Consider the following 16851-nt stretch of genomic DNA (forward strand, 5'->3'; position numbering starts at 1 on the left):
TGTAAAATTCACTATTAATTGTTAAACTCCTTTCGACTTGTCAAAACTAGACATAGGATGCTAAAACAAGAAAATTTTCGCTATTATTCTATGATATAGTCAAATGGTAAAATATCATTTTCAAGAGGTGATTTCATGGTGTTTAATTATCCGAACGGCAAGCGATTTAGGCCAAGAACTAATGAAATTACAAATGAAAAGAATGTAGTGAAAAAGGAGAAAGACCTATCTTTTAGTAACCGGGGGAAAACCCTTGAAGATGAAATAAATGAAACAAATATCTATTATCTCAATCAACAAAAAGCCATTATCCATAAGAAACCTGTTCCCGTACAAATCGTTAAAGTAGAGTATCCATCAAGGAGTGCTGCGGTTATTCGGGAAGCTTATTTCAGAACACCATCAACCACGGATTATAATGGCGTTTGGAATGGTTATTATATTGATTTTGAGGCGAAGGAAACGGAGAATAAAACCTCTTTTCCATTAAAAAATATTCACCAACACCAAGTAACGCATATGAAACAAGTGACAAATCAAAAAGGAATCGCCTTTATGATTGTACGCTTTTCGTCTTTGGATCGATATTTTGTCGTTCCTTTCGACATTCTATGTGAAGCGTGGACAACAATGGAGCAAGGTGGTCGTAAATCAATTCCACTAAAAGTCTTTGAAACTAAAACCTTTGAAATAACACCAGGTTACAACCCAAGAATTGATTATTTATCCGTAATACCAAATTTAATAGCAAACGAAGAATGATAGTTTGTTAAAGTGAGGAGATTATCTTGACAGAGAAACGTCGTACGCGTGAAGAATTAAAACGTCAACGCGAAAAACAAAAAAAAGCACAAAAAAAGCCTATTATGACATGGATTAAAAGGATTTTAATGATTGTAGTCATTGTTGGTGTAGTAGGGTTTCTAGGTGGTGTAGGTTTATTTGCTGTTTACGCAAGTTCTGCACCTGATTTAGATGAAGAAGCATTAAAAGACCCAGTATCATCAGAATTCTACGATATTAATGGTGAACTCTTTGCAACGACCGGTACAATTGATCGTAAATATGTAACCTATGATGAAATTCCACAAGGTTTAGTAGATGCCGTTTTAGCAACAGAAGATTCACGCTTCTTTAAACATTTTGGTATCGATGTTTGGCGTACTGCTAGTGCCGTTTTAGCCAACTTCCGTCATGGATTTGGTGCACAAGGTGGTAGTACAATTACCCAACAGGTTATTAAAAACTCATTCTTCGATAACGGTAAAACGTTAAAACGTAAAGCACAAGAAGCATGGTTAGCTATTCAACTTGAACAGCAATATTCTAAAGAAGAAATTTTTGAAATGTACTTTAATAAAATCTTAATGTCTGGACGCATACACGGTATTGCAACAGCTTCAAAACACTTCTTCGGTAAGGAATTAGATGAACTTGAGTTGGACGAGATGGCACTTTTAGCTGGTATGCCTCAAAGTCCAAACAATTACAATCCATTCCGTAACCCAGAACGCGCTCAACAACGTCGTGACCTAGTACTCGATTTGATGGTTTTACACGACAAAATTTCTGAAAAAGAAGCGGAAGAGGCAAAGAAAATAGATGTCACTTCTCGATTACTTCCAGAAGAAGAACGCCAAGCAATTGCTGGTACAAAATATGATGCATTTTTAGATGTAGTGTTAAGTGAAATCGAAGCAAATGGTGACGGCGATGCACTTTCTGAAGGGGTTAAAGTTTATACAACATTAGATCCGAATGCACAATCAGTAGTAGAAGACGTTATGAACAACCCAAGTAACTTCCCTACTGAAACAATCCAATCAGGTGTTTCAGTAATTGATACAAAAACTGGGGAGATTCGTGCAATTGGTGGTGGACGAAATTATGGTGCAGAACGTGGATTTAACTATGCATACGACTTAAAGAAACGTTCACCTGGTTCGACAATTAAGCCACTTTTAGATTATGGACCAGCAATTGAAAACTTAAAATGGTCAACTGGTCAAACAATTGTAGATGAAAGAATGTCCTATACTGGTTCTGACAAAATAATTTCAAACTGGGATAATAAATATTTAGGTGCAATGACAATTCGCGAAGCTTTATATACTTCTCGAAACGTACCAGCTGTAAAAGCTTTACAAGAAGTTGGTACGGATACTGCAAAACAATTCATATCTAAACTAGGTATCGATGTAGAAAATGTTTACGAATCCGATGCGATTGGTGGAGGTAATATTCGATTAACTCCAGTCCAAATGTCAGCTTCTTACGCTGCCTTTGGAAATAACGGGATTTATAATAAACCGAAATCAATCAAAGAAATCGTATTCCGTGATGGTTCTAAGAAAACTTATAAAACTGAACCAGTAGTTGCAATGAATGACTATACTGCCTATATGGTAACAGACATTTTACGAGATGTTGTGAGTAGCAAACGAAACGCATCTGGTACTGCTGCCGCTGTTTCAGGACTTGATATTGCTGGTAAGACTGGTACAACAAACTATGATACGAAAGATTTCGAACAATTTAATTTACCAAGTAGTGCCGTTCCAGATTCTTGGTTTGCGGGTTATACGACAAATTATTCAATCGCGATTTGGAGTGGTTACTCGAATTACTCAGAACCTATTACAACGTGGGATGAGCGTCGATTACCACAAACATTATTTAAGTCGATTATGTCTCAAATTTCAGCGAATGTAGAAACACCGAACTTTACAAAACCAAGTTCAGTAGTCGAAGCAACAATTGAAGTTGGGTCAAATCCATTAAAATTAGCGAGTGAATTTACGCCAGCTGAATTACGCCAAACAGAATTATTTGTGAAAGGTACAGAACCAACACAAGTTTCTGAGGAATATGAAGCACAAACTTTAAATGCGCCAACAAATTTAAAAGCGAATTATAATGACGGTGGCGGTTTAGTAGATTTAACTTGGGAATATTCACTTCCAGAATCTGATGATGAAAATGCTCCGTCAGATGTGAGCTTTGAAGTTTCGATGGCAGTTGATAATGGCGCACCAGTTGTTGTTGATACAATTACGGGTAATCAAATCACATTGTCAAATATCGAACCAGGTAAAAACTACACATTCTCTGTTGTAGCGGTTTCCGGTGACTTACGTAGTGACCCTGCTTCCGTATCAATCTATGTTGATCAAGCAGTTGAAGTGCCAGAAGTTGAAACACCTGAAGGAGAATTTGGTGATGACTTCAACAACGGCAATAATGGAAACGGAAACGGTAATGGCAACAACGGTAACAATAATAACGGTGGAAACAATAATAACGGCGGAAACAATGGTCATGGAAATGGCCAAGGTAATGGAAATAATGAAGATGATGATTTTGAAGATTGGTTTGGACCAGGTGAAAATCAAGGTGAAGTAGTACCACCAACAAATCCAACCGCTCCGGAAACTGAATAGATTCGAAAAGCGGAAGCGGTTTGAATTAAGCTAAATACGTAAAAAAGGGATTATCATTACACCAATGATAATCCCTTTTCTTATTTGATTCGAAGACGAGCAAGACGTTTTTTCAATTCTTTAAACAGCTCATCTAATTGTCGATAACAAGCATATTGAGCAGGTCGAGCTTTAATAAATAATATGCGCTCCATTCCGTTGATCGGTAACACTTCATATTGCTCGTTTTCTTTCATCGTCTTTTCATGGGTTTCTGAACAATCAAGGACACATTTTTCAAAGAGAGCAATTCCCTGCTCCATTAATGGCCTTGCTTGATTATTCCGTTCAGAATGCGCTTCATGAATTAATGTACTTAATTGTTCCCATTGTTCAAAATATGGGTCCACTTTTTCTTTTTGGATAGCTTGTTTATTCACTTGTATCATTGTTTCACCAAACCTTTTTTCAGCCTTTTTTGACCTTCCCTACAAAGATCAAGAAGAGGACATTCGCCGCATTGAGGGTTTTGAGCTTTACAATGATATCGACCAAAGAAGATTAATTGATGATGAGTTTTCGACCATTTTTCAATTGGCGTCTTTTTCATAATTGTCTCTTCTACTTCAAGAACTGTGTCTTTTAACCGACATAAGCCAAGCCGTTTTGACACTCGTTCAACATGGGTGTCGACTGCTAGTGCTGGTATGTCAAAGGCTACAGATAAAACGACATTTGCAGTTTTACGACCTACTCCCGGTAAAGTAACTAACTGTTCGCGAGTCTGAGGAATTTCACCATTAAATTCTTTGATGAGCTTTTCACATAAAGCTTGAATATTTTTAGCTTTATTGCGATATAGCCCTATGGAACGAATATCATTCTGCAATTCTTCCAATGATACTGCTAGATAATCTTCTGGTGTTTTATATTTTTTAAATAAATCTTTCGTTACTTTGTTAACGAGAACATCAGTACATTGTGCTGACAATAGTGTTGCAATTGTTAACTCAAACGGGTTATCGTGTACAAGCTCACAATGTGCATCCGGAAACATCTTGTCCATTTCTTCTAAGCAATGTTCCCATTGTTTTTTTGTAAGCATTGATCTCACCCCTGTTTCAAATTTATTCCCTTTCTTCTAACCAGTTATAGAAAGGTACTTTTTTCTGTATTGGTTCTGCTTGTGGTTTTGGTTGTACTGTAGTTGTTTTTTGATGGAATTGTTCCGTATGTTTTTCTACTTGCTTTACAGAAGTAATATTTTTCTTTTTCCATTCAAATAAAATACGATCGATATATCGTAATGATATTTTACCAGCTAAAACAGCTTCTTTTAAAGCTGCTTTAATAATACTTGGTGAATGGCGGTCTACATCGATCCACATGGAAATTGTTTCGATTTCCATTGGTGATAGCAATCGTCCAAACTCCTGTTCAAAAAGAGAAAAAATAGCTCCCTCTTCGTTCTTTTCTTCCTCTTGTTCTTGATTTCTAGTAGACGTTTCAATATAATCTAAAATTCTTTCCCATAATGGATATATCGAATATTTCTCATACAATTTACCGTGTGCATCAATGCCTTGAGTTATTTCTAAAAACCCTTTTTGAATTAATCTTTGTAATTTTAGAGTTATATCATTTTCGTTAAAATGGAGCCTTTCCGACAGATCAGCAGGAGTAGGGAAATCATTTTGCTCTGTATGAAAAGCAAGCAGATGGAGTAGAAGAAGTGCTTCGTCATCAGGTATTTTTAATGCCTTATAGTGTTGAAAAAAAAGTTGAGGTACGTTTACATGCACTTGCTCTGACCACATACGGAGTCGTTGATTTTTTGCATTCATAATAAGACTCCTTTCTTTTGAGAAAATTCATCTATTACGGGTTTTGGGTTGAGAACTGATTTCAAAAGACTGATAAAAACCAGTTCGATAGATTTATTGTTTAATTTGAGCTTTATCTTGCTTATGAAGACCATTTTGAATGGATTTTCGTTCAGTTTTGTCCTTCATCCGCCTTATGAAGAACATTCCAAACGGATTTTCATTCAGTTTTGTCCTTCATCAAGCTTATGAAGACCATTTCAACCGGATTTTCAGTCAGTTTTGTCCTTCATCTTCCTTATGAAGACCATTCCAAGCAAATTTTCGTTCAGTTTTGTCCTTCATCTACCTTATGAAGACCATTTCAAACGGGTTTTCATTCAGTTTTGTCCTTCTTTACGCTTATGAAGACCATTTCTACTGGTTTTCCGCTCAGTTTCGTCCTACATCCGCCTTATGAAGTCCATATCTACTGGTTTTCCGCTCAGTTTTGTCCTTCATCAACCTTATGAAGACCATTTCAAACGGGTTTTCATTCAGTTTTGTCCTTCATCCGCCTTATGAAGACCATTCCAAGCAAATTTTCATTCAGTTTTATCCTTCATCTGCCCTATGAAGACCATTCCAAACGGGTTTTCATTCAGTTTTGTCCTTCATCTGCCTTATGAAGACCATTCCAAACGGATTTTCGGTCAGTTTTGTCCCTCATCCGCCTTATGAGGACCATTTCAACAGGATTTTCATTCAGTTTTGTCCTTTATTACGCTTATGAAGTCCATTTCAAACAGATTTTCATTCAGTTTTGTCCTTCATCCGCCTTATGTAGACCATTCCAAACGAATTTTCAGTCAGTTTTGTCCTTCATCAAGCTTATGAAGTCCATTTCAAACGGATTTTCATTCAGTTTTGTCCTTCATCCGCCTTATGAAGACCATTCCAAACGGATTTTCTTTCAGTTTTGTCCTTCATTACGCTTATGAAGACCATTTTAACAAATTTTCTTTGAGTTTTGGTTTTCATCAACCTTATCAAGACTATTTCATCGAATTCCCACTGAGTAATTGTCCTTTATTACACTTCTAAAGACCAATTTGACCGGATTTTCACTAGAATATAACCTTCATCAGCATCAGAAAAACAAGTACTCCCAAAATTTCCTCTAAGTAGGTTCAGCTCTCTGAAAATAAATTCCCATTTAAAGGAAAACGCCCGTATAAACGGACGCTTTTTAAAGTTTTATTTTATGGATAAAGTCGATTTAATAAACGAGGGAATGGGATACATTCACGTACGTGTTCTGCACCACTGATCCACGCAACAGTTCTTTCTAAACCTAAGCCGAATCCAGAGTGTGGAACTGAACCTTGTTTACGTAAATCTAAATACCATGCATAAGCTTCTTCATCTAAGTTATGTTCTTGGATACGTTGTTTAAGAAGTTCGAAGTCATGGATACGTTCTGAACCACCGATAATTTCACCATAACCTTCTGGAGCGATTAAGTCCGCGCATAATACAACATCTTCCCTTTCTGGATGAGGTTGCATATAGAACGGTTTAATTCCAGTTGGGTAGCATGTAATAAATACTGGTTTATCATAATGCTCGGCGATTGCTGTTTCGTGAGGTGCACCGAAGTCGTCTCCCCAATTGATATCCGTAAATCCTTTTTCGTGTAAGAATTTAATCGCATCATCATACGTAATACGTGGGAATGGCGCTTTGATATTTTCAAGCTTCGATGTATCTCGGCCAAGACGCTCTAATTCCATTTTGCAATTTTGTAATACCGATTGAACGATATACGAAACGTATTGTTCTTGTACTTCTAAATTTTCTTCAAATTCAACGAAAGCCATTTCTGGTTCAATCATCCAAAACTCAATTAAATGACGACGTGTTTTTGATTTTTCTGCACGGAAGGTTGGCCCAAAGGAGAATACTTTCCCTAATGCCATTGCAGCAGCTTCCATGTATAACTGACCAGATTGTGAAAGATAAGCATCTTCATCAAAATATTTTGTGTGGAAAAGCTCTGAAGTTCCTTCTGGTGCTGAACCTGTTAAAATCGGAGGGTCAATCTTTACAAACCCGTTATTGTTGAAAAATTCATAAGTAGCACGAATGACTTCATTGCGAATTTTCATAATGGCATGTTGTTTACGAGAACGTAGCCATAAATGACGATTATCCATTAAGAATTCGACACCATGTTCTTTTGGTGTAATTGGATAATCCACTGCAGCATGAATCACTTCAATGTCCGTAATAGCTAATTCACAACCAAAGCTAGAACGTGTATCTTCCTTTACAACACCTGTTACATACATCGATGTTTCTTGTGTCAAACCTTTTGCAGTTGCAAATAGTTCTTCCCCTACTTCTTCTTTAACGATTACGCCCTGTACAAAACCAGAACCATCACGTAATTGTAAGAATGCAATTTTTCCACTTGAACGCTTGTTTGCTAGCCAAACACCTATTTTTACTGTTTCGCCAATAGATGATGGCATGTCTTTAATCATAATTTTTTTCATATTGTTCCTCCAACAATATTAGTATTGTCCAGATTCAGGCGCTGTCTAGTCCAACTTGACCACTATGTAATATAATCCCTTCTATGCAATAAACATAAGGAATACAACGATGAATCTTCTAAAAAGGTAAAGGCGCGTTGGAATTGTTTTATAGAAAAAGCAAACCAAGCGCCAATACATTAAGAACTCTTTATAGTTTCTTTCAAATTAGTCTTGCCATTTTGTTCTTACAAAGTTGTCCATTCGTTTAACCGCTTCTTCTAATAATTCTAAAGAAGTTGCATAACTTAAACGAATAGTCGATGGAACACCAAAGCCTGAACCTGGTATTACTGCAACATTTGCTTCAGTAAGTAAAGCTGTAGCGAATTCGTCTACTGAATCATATCCAGTTTTAGCAGCTGCTTCCGAAACATCTGGTAATAGATAGAAAGCACCTTGAGGTTTTAACACTTTAAACCCAGGAATTGCACTAAGTTTTGGATAGATTACTTCTAAACGAGATTCAAATGCTTGACGCATTTCTTCAACAGAATCTTGTGGTCCATTATATGCTTCAACTGTTGCATATTGAGCAGTTGTCGTAGGGTTTGATGTTGAATGAGATGCTAAGTCAGTCATTGCTTTAATAATGTTTGCATCCCCAGCTGCATAACCAATACGCCATCCTGTCATTGAGTGGGATTTTGCCACACCGTTTACGACAATTGTACGAGCTTTCACTTCTTCAGAAAGTTGAGCAATAGAAAAATGTTCTACTCCATTGTATAAAAGCTTTTCATAAATTTCATCTGATACGATTAGAATATCGTGTTCAACTGCAACCGCAGCGATTTCAGCAAGTTCTTCACGTGTATAAACCATTCCAGATGGGTTACTTGGAGAGTTGATAATCACTGCTTTTGTTTTGTCAGTAATTGCTTCACGTAATTGAGCTGCTGTAATTTTGAAGTTTTGAGAAGCATCACTTTCTACATACACAGGTACACCACCAGCTAGTTTTACTTGCTCAGGATATGATACCCAGTAAGGAATCGGGATGATTACTTCATCGCCTTCATCTAAAATCACTTGGAATAAAGTATAAAGTACATGTTTCGCACCGATACCAACGATGATTTCATTTTGTTTATACTCTAATTGATTATCACGTACTAATTTATCGATAATTGCCTGTTTTAATACAGGAAGTCCGCCTGATGGAGTATATTTTGTTAATCCTTTATTCATTGAATCTAAAGCAGCATCCAGAATGTTTTGTGGTGTATTAAAATCTGGTTCACCAGCACCAAGACCAATTACATCAATACCTTGGTCTTTTAACGCTTTTGCTTTTGCAGTAATCGCTAATGTTGTTGATGGTGTTAATGTTTTTACACGTTTGGCTAGTAGATTTTTCATCGTTTCATCTTCCCCTTATAAATTCAAAATGCGTTTCCACCATTCTCCATCTTCAAAAACAATGTAGACATAATTTAGTTTTTCGGACTCGTTCATATAGGTGATTTCCCAAACTGGACCGACTTCCTCATAGCCTAATTTCGTATGGAGGATTTCTTTTACTTTCTCTTCATTATTTAAGACCGATAAAGCTTGTTCCTTAGTAATACCGTCTTGCAAAAATACTTCCTGAATCGAGTTCTCTTCTAAGCTGACCGGAACAAATAATGCTTTTTCTTTACCATTTTCATCTTCCCCGAAAATAGTAACATACGGTTTATTACCATTGTAAACGTAGCTATCAGACACTTTTGTAAGCTTCCCAGAAGAGATTGCTAATTCCTCTGCTTGCTTCTCAATTTTATTAAATGGTGTATCGGCTTTCCATATTACGAAGATTGAAATGGCCAGGATCAATGAAAGTAAAAAAACCGAAATGAAAATTATCCAGTTTTTCATCGAATCACCTTCATATTCGTTTGTTTCTTACTTATCATTTTCGTCAACCTGCTTTCTTTCCTCATCTTTGTTATTATACCAATGTTCAACCTCTAAAACCATATCTTGTAGAGGTAGTTTTTGAATAGAAATTTTCGGTAATGATTTTAAAAATTCTACTCCATATGACTTTGATTCAATTCGTCGGTCAAGGACAATAAAAACACCCTTATCTTGGGAAGATCGGATTAGTCGTCCAAACCCTTGTTTAAAACGTAATATTGCTTCTGGCAATGATAATTCCGTAAAGGCATTCCGTCCTTGTTGTTGAATTAACAACGATTTTGCTTTGAAGGTAGGCTCGTCTGGAGAAGAGAATGGTAAACGTACAACGATTACCGAAGATAAGCTTTCTCCCGGTACGTCTACTCCTTCCCAAAAGCTGTTTGTCCCAAATAATACAGAATGACTAAACTTTTGGAAGGCTTTTAATAACCTCATTCGACTTCCATTCGTTACCCCTTGAGCAAACAACATATAATCGTGTAACAGTTCACTTTCTTGTATAAGTTCAACGGTTTTCCTTAACATGTCTTGAGATGTAAATAAAACAAAGCAACGTCCGTTTGTAGCACGAACGATTCTAGTGATTGCTAGTGCAACCGATTCAATAAAGTCTGTCTGGGAAACGGCTTGAATATCTGGCATGTCTGTCACGATATATGCTTGAGCACCTTTATAATATTGAGTTGGCGCTTGAAGTGTTAATAAAGGCACATTTCTATTTATCCCTAATTGATCTGCAATAAATCGTTCATTATTTGGAACTGAGAGCGAACCAGATGTCCAAATAATAGCAGCTTTCTCCCGAATTGGGTTTAATAAGTGCTGGATTGTATTAGTTATATCAATTGGTTTCTTGATAACCCGAATACTACCTGGTAGATTACGTACATCAATTTCAATCCATGACGAGTATTCTGTACTTTGCTGTAGGAATACTTCATCCCATTCTGCAACTTTGATTTTGTATTCTCGAATCCAATATTCCCACTGCTCTACTACAATTTTGTGCTGCTTGGGAACTTGTTCTATATCTCCTTTAAAAAACTCAACAATTCTTTCGGCAAGTTCAATCCAATTTTGCATTGCATGGGAAACGCTTTTCATTAATCCTTGATCGAGTACTAGTTCAGATAAAAATGCGGATTGCTTTGTTTCCCCTTTACCTTTAGGTTTAAAGCCTTTCATTTGAAAAACAATTTCTTGCATTGCTTTATCAAATAAGTTCACTAACCTCATATATTTCCGTTCCAGTTGATGGAAAAGTTGTATCGGAACAAGTTGATTTTTTAAAGCAACTGCTTGAAATTTGGAAAATAACTGCTCATCTGTTGATAATCCAATTTGTCCAAAAACATATTTCCAATTGGTAAAGGTGAAAATCGTTTCATCTCGATTAACAGCCGCTTGTATAAATTGATGGGCTTCATCAATAATCCATCCATCAATACTATCAAATATTGGTTCATTACGTACTATATCTGCCAACAACATAGCATGATTCGTAATAATTAAATCCGCTTGTTCACTTTCTTGGATTGCACGTTCGTAATAATCAAAGCTTTGTTGCTGCTTTGAGCTCTCATTATTTTTACGAATTTTATCAATAAATAACTGACCGCCACCCGAAACATTTAGTTCCGTTAAATCTCCTGTAGTTGTCTTTGAAAGCCAAACTAACACTTGAAGGATTGTTAATGTCTCATCATAGGATAAATCTCGTAAATTCAGTAGTTGCTCAAATTTCGCCACATCTACATAATTTTGTTTACCTTTCAAAAGGGTCACGTTGACATTACAACCGAGTATTTTTTCCACTTTCGGTAATTCACTAGCTAAAAGCTGCTCTAATAAATGTGTGGTATATGTGCTAATACATACTTTTTTATTGTTTTGTTTTGCATAGATAACTGAAGGCAATAGATATCCAATCGTTTTTCCGATACCTGTTGAAGCTTCAATCATAAGTTCAGATTTATTATTCAAATGTTCCCAAATGGCATCCATCATTTGAAATTGTCCTGGACGTTCTTCAAAGGATGGGATTCGTTGTTGGAATAACACCATTTTTTCATCAACCGTTTTTGGGAATTGTATGGGTTTTTCCCAGTCTTTTGTCTTCACTGGTCGTTTCTTTAAAGCCAATTGATTATAATAGATAATTTCTTTTTCTTGTTCTACGGATTTTCGTTTGATTTGCAGTGCATCGAATAACAATTGAGAAATATTTGTCTTTAGTTGAAAAGACTTTTTATGCAATTGCTCAACTGTCGTTAATGGAAGGGATAAAAGCTCTTCCCAACATTTTTTTAGGAGGTAAGCACAAGCCTTTGCATCATCATCCGCGCGATGAGCATTATCTAAAGGAATGTCCAAATCCGCAGCCAAATCCCCTAATTTATAACTTAACGAAGTAGGGAATAAAATTTTTGATAGTTCGACAGTATCAATTTTTTTCCCTCTCCATTTTGGTAAGCCTGCACGCATGAATTCAGATTGCAAAAAAGATAAATCAAAATCAGTATTATGAGCAACGAAAATTGCATCTTGTAATAGTTCGTAAATTTCATTTGCATGGTCTTCAAAAGGTAAAGCATTCGCCACATCGGCATCTGTAATATTTGTTAAATCTTGTATAAATATTGGAATTGGTTTACCTGGATGAATGAATGATGTAAAAGTCTTCTCAATACACCAATCTTTCATAATGACGATTGCAATTTGTATCATTCGATCTCCAGAGGCTGGTGAATGCCCTGTTGTTTCCAAATCAACAATTGCAAATTTTTGACTTTCCATCATTTTTCTCAACTCACATTTAAATTAATTATAAAGGGATTTTATCATACTTAAATATCTCTGGTCATGCTTTACCCCCAATAATTAAATTTGATTTTTATGTAAAATTTTCATTACTTAAACACAAAAAAGCGCCTGTTCTATAATTAGAACCGACGCAAATTTTTCTCATATAAAAAGAGCAGGGGCTCATCTCCCTGCTCATAAAAATAAAGCACTCCGGCAATCCGTGCCGTATGCGAGCGCTTTAGTTGTAAAGTATAAACTTTACTAGGTTTGGCACCTAATAAATATATTATATTAATTATCTTAGAAAAACAAGTGGAATTTACAGAGCCCTAAATTGAAACAATTTTTTGACATTTCAAAATTAATTAACACAAGAGTAATATTCGGTGCTATATTCAACATATTATAACATTTTTTACCATAATTCTTCGTTGTACTGATTAAAGAAATGTTATGCAGATCATGTATATGTAGGTGAGTCCTTATGAAAAAACAGAAAAATCTTGTGTTAAAGCTATCATTACTAACCATTAGTATCTTTGTTTTACTATTTGCGATTTATAGTACTGTTTCTACTGTTATCATTTACCGAAATAGTTTAAAACAAAGTGAGGAGAATATCCAAGCTGTAAGTAATACCACATCAAAAGAAATTCAACAAGTTTTTGAAAAAACAATTAGTGTTTTAAAAACCGAATCGGATGTTATTTCATCTTTATATGCTCAAAATCAGTTAAACCCTACCCAAATAATCGATTTGCAACAAAAAGTGTTAAGCTCCAACGAAAACTTTCTAGGTGTATCTATTATTTTGGATGCAGCCAATTTAAAAGACATCGATTTGACGGATGATAGTATACTTAAAAATTCTAATCTTTTTGCTCAGTATACATATAGAGAGGAAAATAATATTACGAACATGCCTATCGAAGGTGTTGCTGAAGAAGACTGGTTTAAAACACCGAAAGAAAAACAATTACCCTATATTACTGAACCATATGACTATGAATTAAAAGATGGAACGGTCTCTATGGTAACCGCTACGATTCCGATTATAGTAAATAATCAATTTTTCGGAGTTGCATTAGCAGATTTCACCCTAGACTTCTTTGATGAACTAATTGCAAAAAATGTTCCAGAAACTGCCCTTCAACGTGTCATCACTCCTGCTGGTACCATTATTTCAGATAGTTCAAATTTAAATGTAAAAAATCAACCTATATCTGATTTAATTTCTGAATGGGACACACAATCACAAAAGATTCAATCTGGTGAAACGGTAACTTTTTATTCTAAAGATACTGCTTTAAATAACAAAGATGCCTTCTCACTCTTTACGCCTATACAAATCGACCAAAATGAAGCAAAATGGATCATCCAAACGGTTATTCCGAAATCAACTATTCTCGAAACCTTTAATTCAATCGTAAATATCACAATATGGGCTGCCATTCTCATGTCCATTATTCTTGCTGTGTTAACATACCTATTTATCGCAAGAAATTTAAAGCCTTTACAAAAGGTGAAACTTGCTTTAGAAGAGGCTGCTGCCGGGAAATTAACAGTCGAAGTGGATAAGAGCCGCTTAAATAATGATGAGATTGGTTCAGTAGGTTTTGCGTTTAATCATATGCGAGAACAGATGCATACGGTTGTAGGGAATGTAAGCAAAGCATCTGACCTAATATTAGAAAAATCGGTTCAGATGAATCGTTCAATGGAAGAAATGTCCCAAAGTAGTGAAGAAATTGCAAAAGCAATTGAAGAGATTGCAAAAGGTTCACAAGTTCAATCAGCAGAAATTGACCAATCAAATTGTCAATTGTCCTTATTAGGAGATAAAATTGATGAACTTTCTGTTATTTCAAATGAGATGTTAGAAAGTATTCAAGAATCAAGCAATCAAGCCCGTCTTGGAATGAAAGAAGTAGAAAACTTACGACAACAAACAAGCGATGTATCGACTGTTAATGAAGATTTAGATGTACAAATGAACACATTGGGTGAAAGAATCCAAAACATTAACAAAGTCATGGAATCAATTCAAGCTATCACAGCACAAACAAATTTATTGGCATTAAATGCATCTATTGAAGCAGCTCGTGCAGGTGAGCACGGAAGAGGCTTTGCTGTTGTTGCAGAAGAAGTAAGAAAATTAGCGGAGCAATCTCAAAGTGAAACAGAACATGTTCAACATATCGTCGCTTCCATTTTACAACAAGCCGAACAAACTTCCCGTATAGTTCAAAAAAGTAGTAGTTTATTGAACTCACAAAGAGGTTCCGTGACAAGTACAGAAGTTGCTTTTAAAGAACAATTAAATCATGCTTCTCATATCGAACAACGCATCATGCAATTTACTGATCGATTAAAAGCAATGTTAGAGGAAAAAGAAAGTACTGTATTAGGAATGCAACAAGTTGTCGCGATATCTGAACAATCCGCAGCAAGTGCCGAAGAAGTTACTGCAAGTGCTGCAGGACAACATAATGAATTGGAAAAAATTGTTGACATGATGAATGGATTGGAAGAATTAGCGAACGATTTGAAAACTGCAACAAAAAAGTTTGTATTATGAAAATGAGCGAAGGTGTCCAAAAAGTTAAAACTCTTTGGACACCTTCTTTACTTATATAAGTATTGCTCCTGCGGTTGCTACACAATCCTCGTTCTAGAATATATTGCTTCTGCGGTGGTCGCATTAAAATGCCACCATCCTTTTCAGAGAAAATTTGCTCCTGCGGTTGTTACACAATTCTCGTCGCAAAAGTAGGCGTTTTTAAAACGCCTACTTTAACTATGAATTGCTTTCCAGAATACCGCTCTTGCTGCGTCTCCGATGTGTTCACTAACTGTAGGGTGTGGGAAGATGATTTTCGATAGGTCATCTGCATCTCCTCCAGCGACTTTGACAGACAACATGGAATTGAGTATTTCTGTTGCTCCATCCCCCACTACACAAGCTCCTAAAATGTCGTGACGATCCTTTGATGCAATAAACTTGATAAATCCAACATCATTTCCTTCCATCAACGCCTTAGGATTTGTTTTGAACGGTAATTTCGTAACGATACACTCTTCTTCTACTTCATCTTCTAACAATCCAAAGGTAGCAATCTCCGGATTTGTATAGACACAACGAGGAATAGTATCTGGGTCAATTGGTTTTGGATGATTACCTAGAATTGCTTCAACTGCATGAATTCCTTCTGCACTTGCTGCATGGGCCAATTGATAACCTCCAATAATATCCCCGATTGCATACATGTTTGGTATACTTGTTTGATATTCATCATTCACCTTAATAAAGTGCCCATCCATCTCAAGATTTAAGTCACTTACCACTTCAAGATTTGGTCTTCTTCCTGTTGCAAACAATAATTGTTCAAAAGGATAGTTACCTCTTGATGTTATCACTTCATTTTCTCGGATTTCTTGGAATTCAAAATCTAAAACTAGTTCAACACCAAGATCATGTAATTTTTGACGAATAATTGGTCGTGCTTCCGGCTCTTCCGTCTGTAAAATATCTTTACTATGATTTAAGATGGTTACCTTTGTTCCAAGTGGTGCTAAACTAAAGGCCATCTCAACTGCAATCACACCTCCACCAATAATCGTTAATTGCTTAGGTAACTCTCGGATATTAAAAATTGTATCCGTTGTATGATATTTAGCATTTTCTAAGCCTTTAAATGGCGGAACAAAAGGCTTACTACCTGTTGCAAGGATAATGTGATCGGTTTTGATTTGTTCACCATTTACAGTTATGTTGCCATCACTTGTAACTTTTGCTTCTCCCGTGATAAAGGTAATCGTCGCGTTTTGGATAAACACATGAATATCATCAAGTAGTTGTTGGATAATTTTTTCTTTTCGACTCATTAACTTAGGAAAATCAACATCTATAGAAGGTACAGTAATACCCCATTGTGCAGATTCACGAATTTTTTGTACCACTTTACTATGTTCAAGCATGATTTTAGAAGGAATGCATCCCAGATTAAAACATGCTCCCCCAACTTTTCCTTTTTCAATAATGGCAACCTTTAATCCACTTTTTGCTGCATGGATTGCTGCGACATACCCACCAGCCCCAGCACCGATTACCGTTAAGTCAAATTTCTTCATGAACGTCACCTCACTCCAAACGATAGCATTGTACGACTGACAAAATCAATCTTGTTTTACATTTTTTACATAATAAAAACCACCAGTCGAACTGGTGGTTTTCTCTGCGCGTGAAACGCTGGGTTACTGGCCCACGTCTAAAGACGCGCTGAATGGTCTGCCAACCGCACTACGTTTCCGACTACCGCTAAA

The 16851-nt window shown here is 36.1% G+C and carries 11 protein-coding genes; 3 read left to right on the top strand and 8 right to left on the bottom strand.

Translation table 11 applies throughout. The annotated features are described in order from the left end of the window. Positions 1-135 precede the first annotated feature (135 nt). Positions 136-762, top strand: a complete 627-nt coding sequence (recU, locus tag D8M03_RS09590; RefSeq protein ID WP_121214553.1) for a Holliday junction resolvase RecU — start codon at positions 136-138, stop codon at positions 760-762. Between the two features lie 26 nt (positions 763-788). Beyond that, entirely contained in the window at positions 789-3440 is a 2652-nt protein-coding gene (locus D8M03_RS09595; protein WP_211330892.1) for a PBP1A family penicillin-binding protein, read from the top strand. An 80-nt stretch (positions 3441-3520) separates the two neighbouring features. On the opposite strand, the gene D8M03_RS09600 is transcribed toward D8M03_RS09595, so the two are convergent. The 7 genes from D8M03_RS09600 to dinG form a co-directional block, all read right to left on the bottom strand. Continuing rightward, on the bottom strand, positions 3521-3868 hold the full coding sequence (locus D8M03_RS09600; RefSeq protein ID WP_341943159.1) for a YpoC family protein: 348 nt from the start codon (positions 3866-3868) through the stop codon (positions 3521-3523). Beyond that, complete coding sequence (gene nth / locus D8M03_RS09605) at positions 3865-4524, bottom strand: endonuclease III (RefSeq protein WP_121214554.1); 660 nt, start codon at positions 4522-4524, stop codon at positions 3865-3867. The genes D8M03_RS09600 and nth overlap by 4 nt, the downstream gene beginning before the upstream one ends. Positions 4525-4546: 22 nt before the next feature. Next, a complete protein-coding gene (locus D8M03_RS09610; RefSeq protein WP_121214555.1) occupies positions 4547-5263 on the bottom strand; it encodes a DnaD domain-containing protein in 717 nt (238 codons plus the stop codon). 1220 nt (positions 5264-6483) lie between these two features. Next, positions 6484-7767 carry an asparagine--tRNA ligase gene (gene asnS / locus D8M03_RS09615; protein ID WP_414674156.1) on the bottom strand — a complete coding sequence of 428 codons (1284 nt, stop codon included), beginning with the start codon at positions 7765-7767 and terminating at the stop codon, positions 6484-6486. 219 nt (positions 7768-7986) lie between these two features. Beyond that, positions 7987-9180: a pyridoxal phosphate-dependent aminotransferase gene (locus tag D8M03_RS09620; protein WP_121214557.1), complete on the bottom strand. Its 1194-nt coding sequence runs from the start codon at positions 9178-9180 to the stop codon at positions 7987-7989. Between the two features lie 15 nt (positions 9181-9195). Next, a complete protein-coding gene (locus D8M03_RS09625; protein ID WP_121214558.1) occupies positions 9196-9678 on the bottom strand; it encodes a cell wall elongation regulator TseB-like domain-containing protein in 483 nt (160 codons plus the stop codon). 27 nt (positions 9679-9705) lie between these two features. Beyond that, positions 9706-12522 carry an ATP-dependent DNA helicase DinG gene (dinG, locus tag D8M03_RS09630; RefSeq protein ID WP_121214559.1) on the bottom strand — a complete coding sequence of 939 codons (2817 nt, stop codon included), beginning with the start codon at positions 12520-12522 and terminating at the stop codon, positions 9706-9708. Between the two features lie 490 nt (positions 12523-13012). Here dinG and D8M03_RS09635 point away from each other — a divergent pair, with 490 nt between their 5' ends. Next, a complete protein-coding gene (locus D8M03_RS09635; RefSeq protein ID WP_121214560.1) occupies positions 13013-15106 on the top strand; it encodes a methyl-accepting chemotaxis protein in 2094 nt (697 codons plus the stop codon). A gap of 215 nt (positions 15107-15321) precedes the next feature. On the opposite strand, the gene lpdA is transcribed toward D8M03_RS09635, so the two are convergent. Then, positions 15322-16659 carry a dihydrolipoyl dehydrogenase gene (lpdA, locus tag D8M03_RS09640; protein ID WP_121214561.1) on the bottom strand — a complete coding sequence of 446 codons (1338 nt, stop codon included), beginning with the start codon at positions 16657-16659 and terminating at the stop codon, positions 15322-15324. Positions 16660-16851 lie beyond the last annotated feature (192 nt).

The organism is Ureibacillus endophyticus, from assembly GCF_003628435.1.
In the GTDB taxonomy this organism is placed as follows: Bacteria; Bacillota; Bacilli; order Bacillales_A; family Planococcaceae; genus Ureibacillus; species Ureibacillus endophyticus.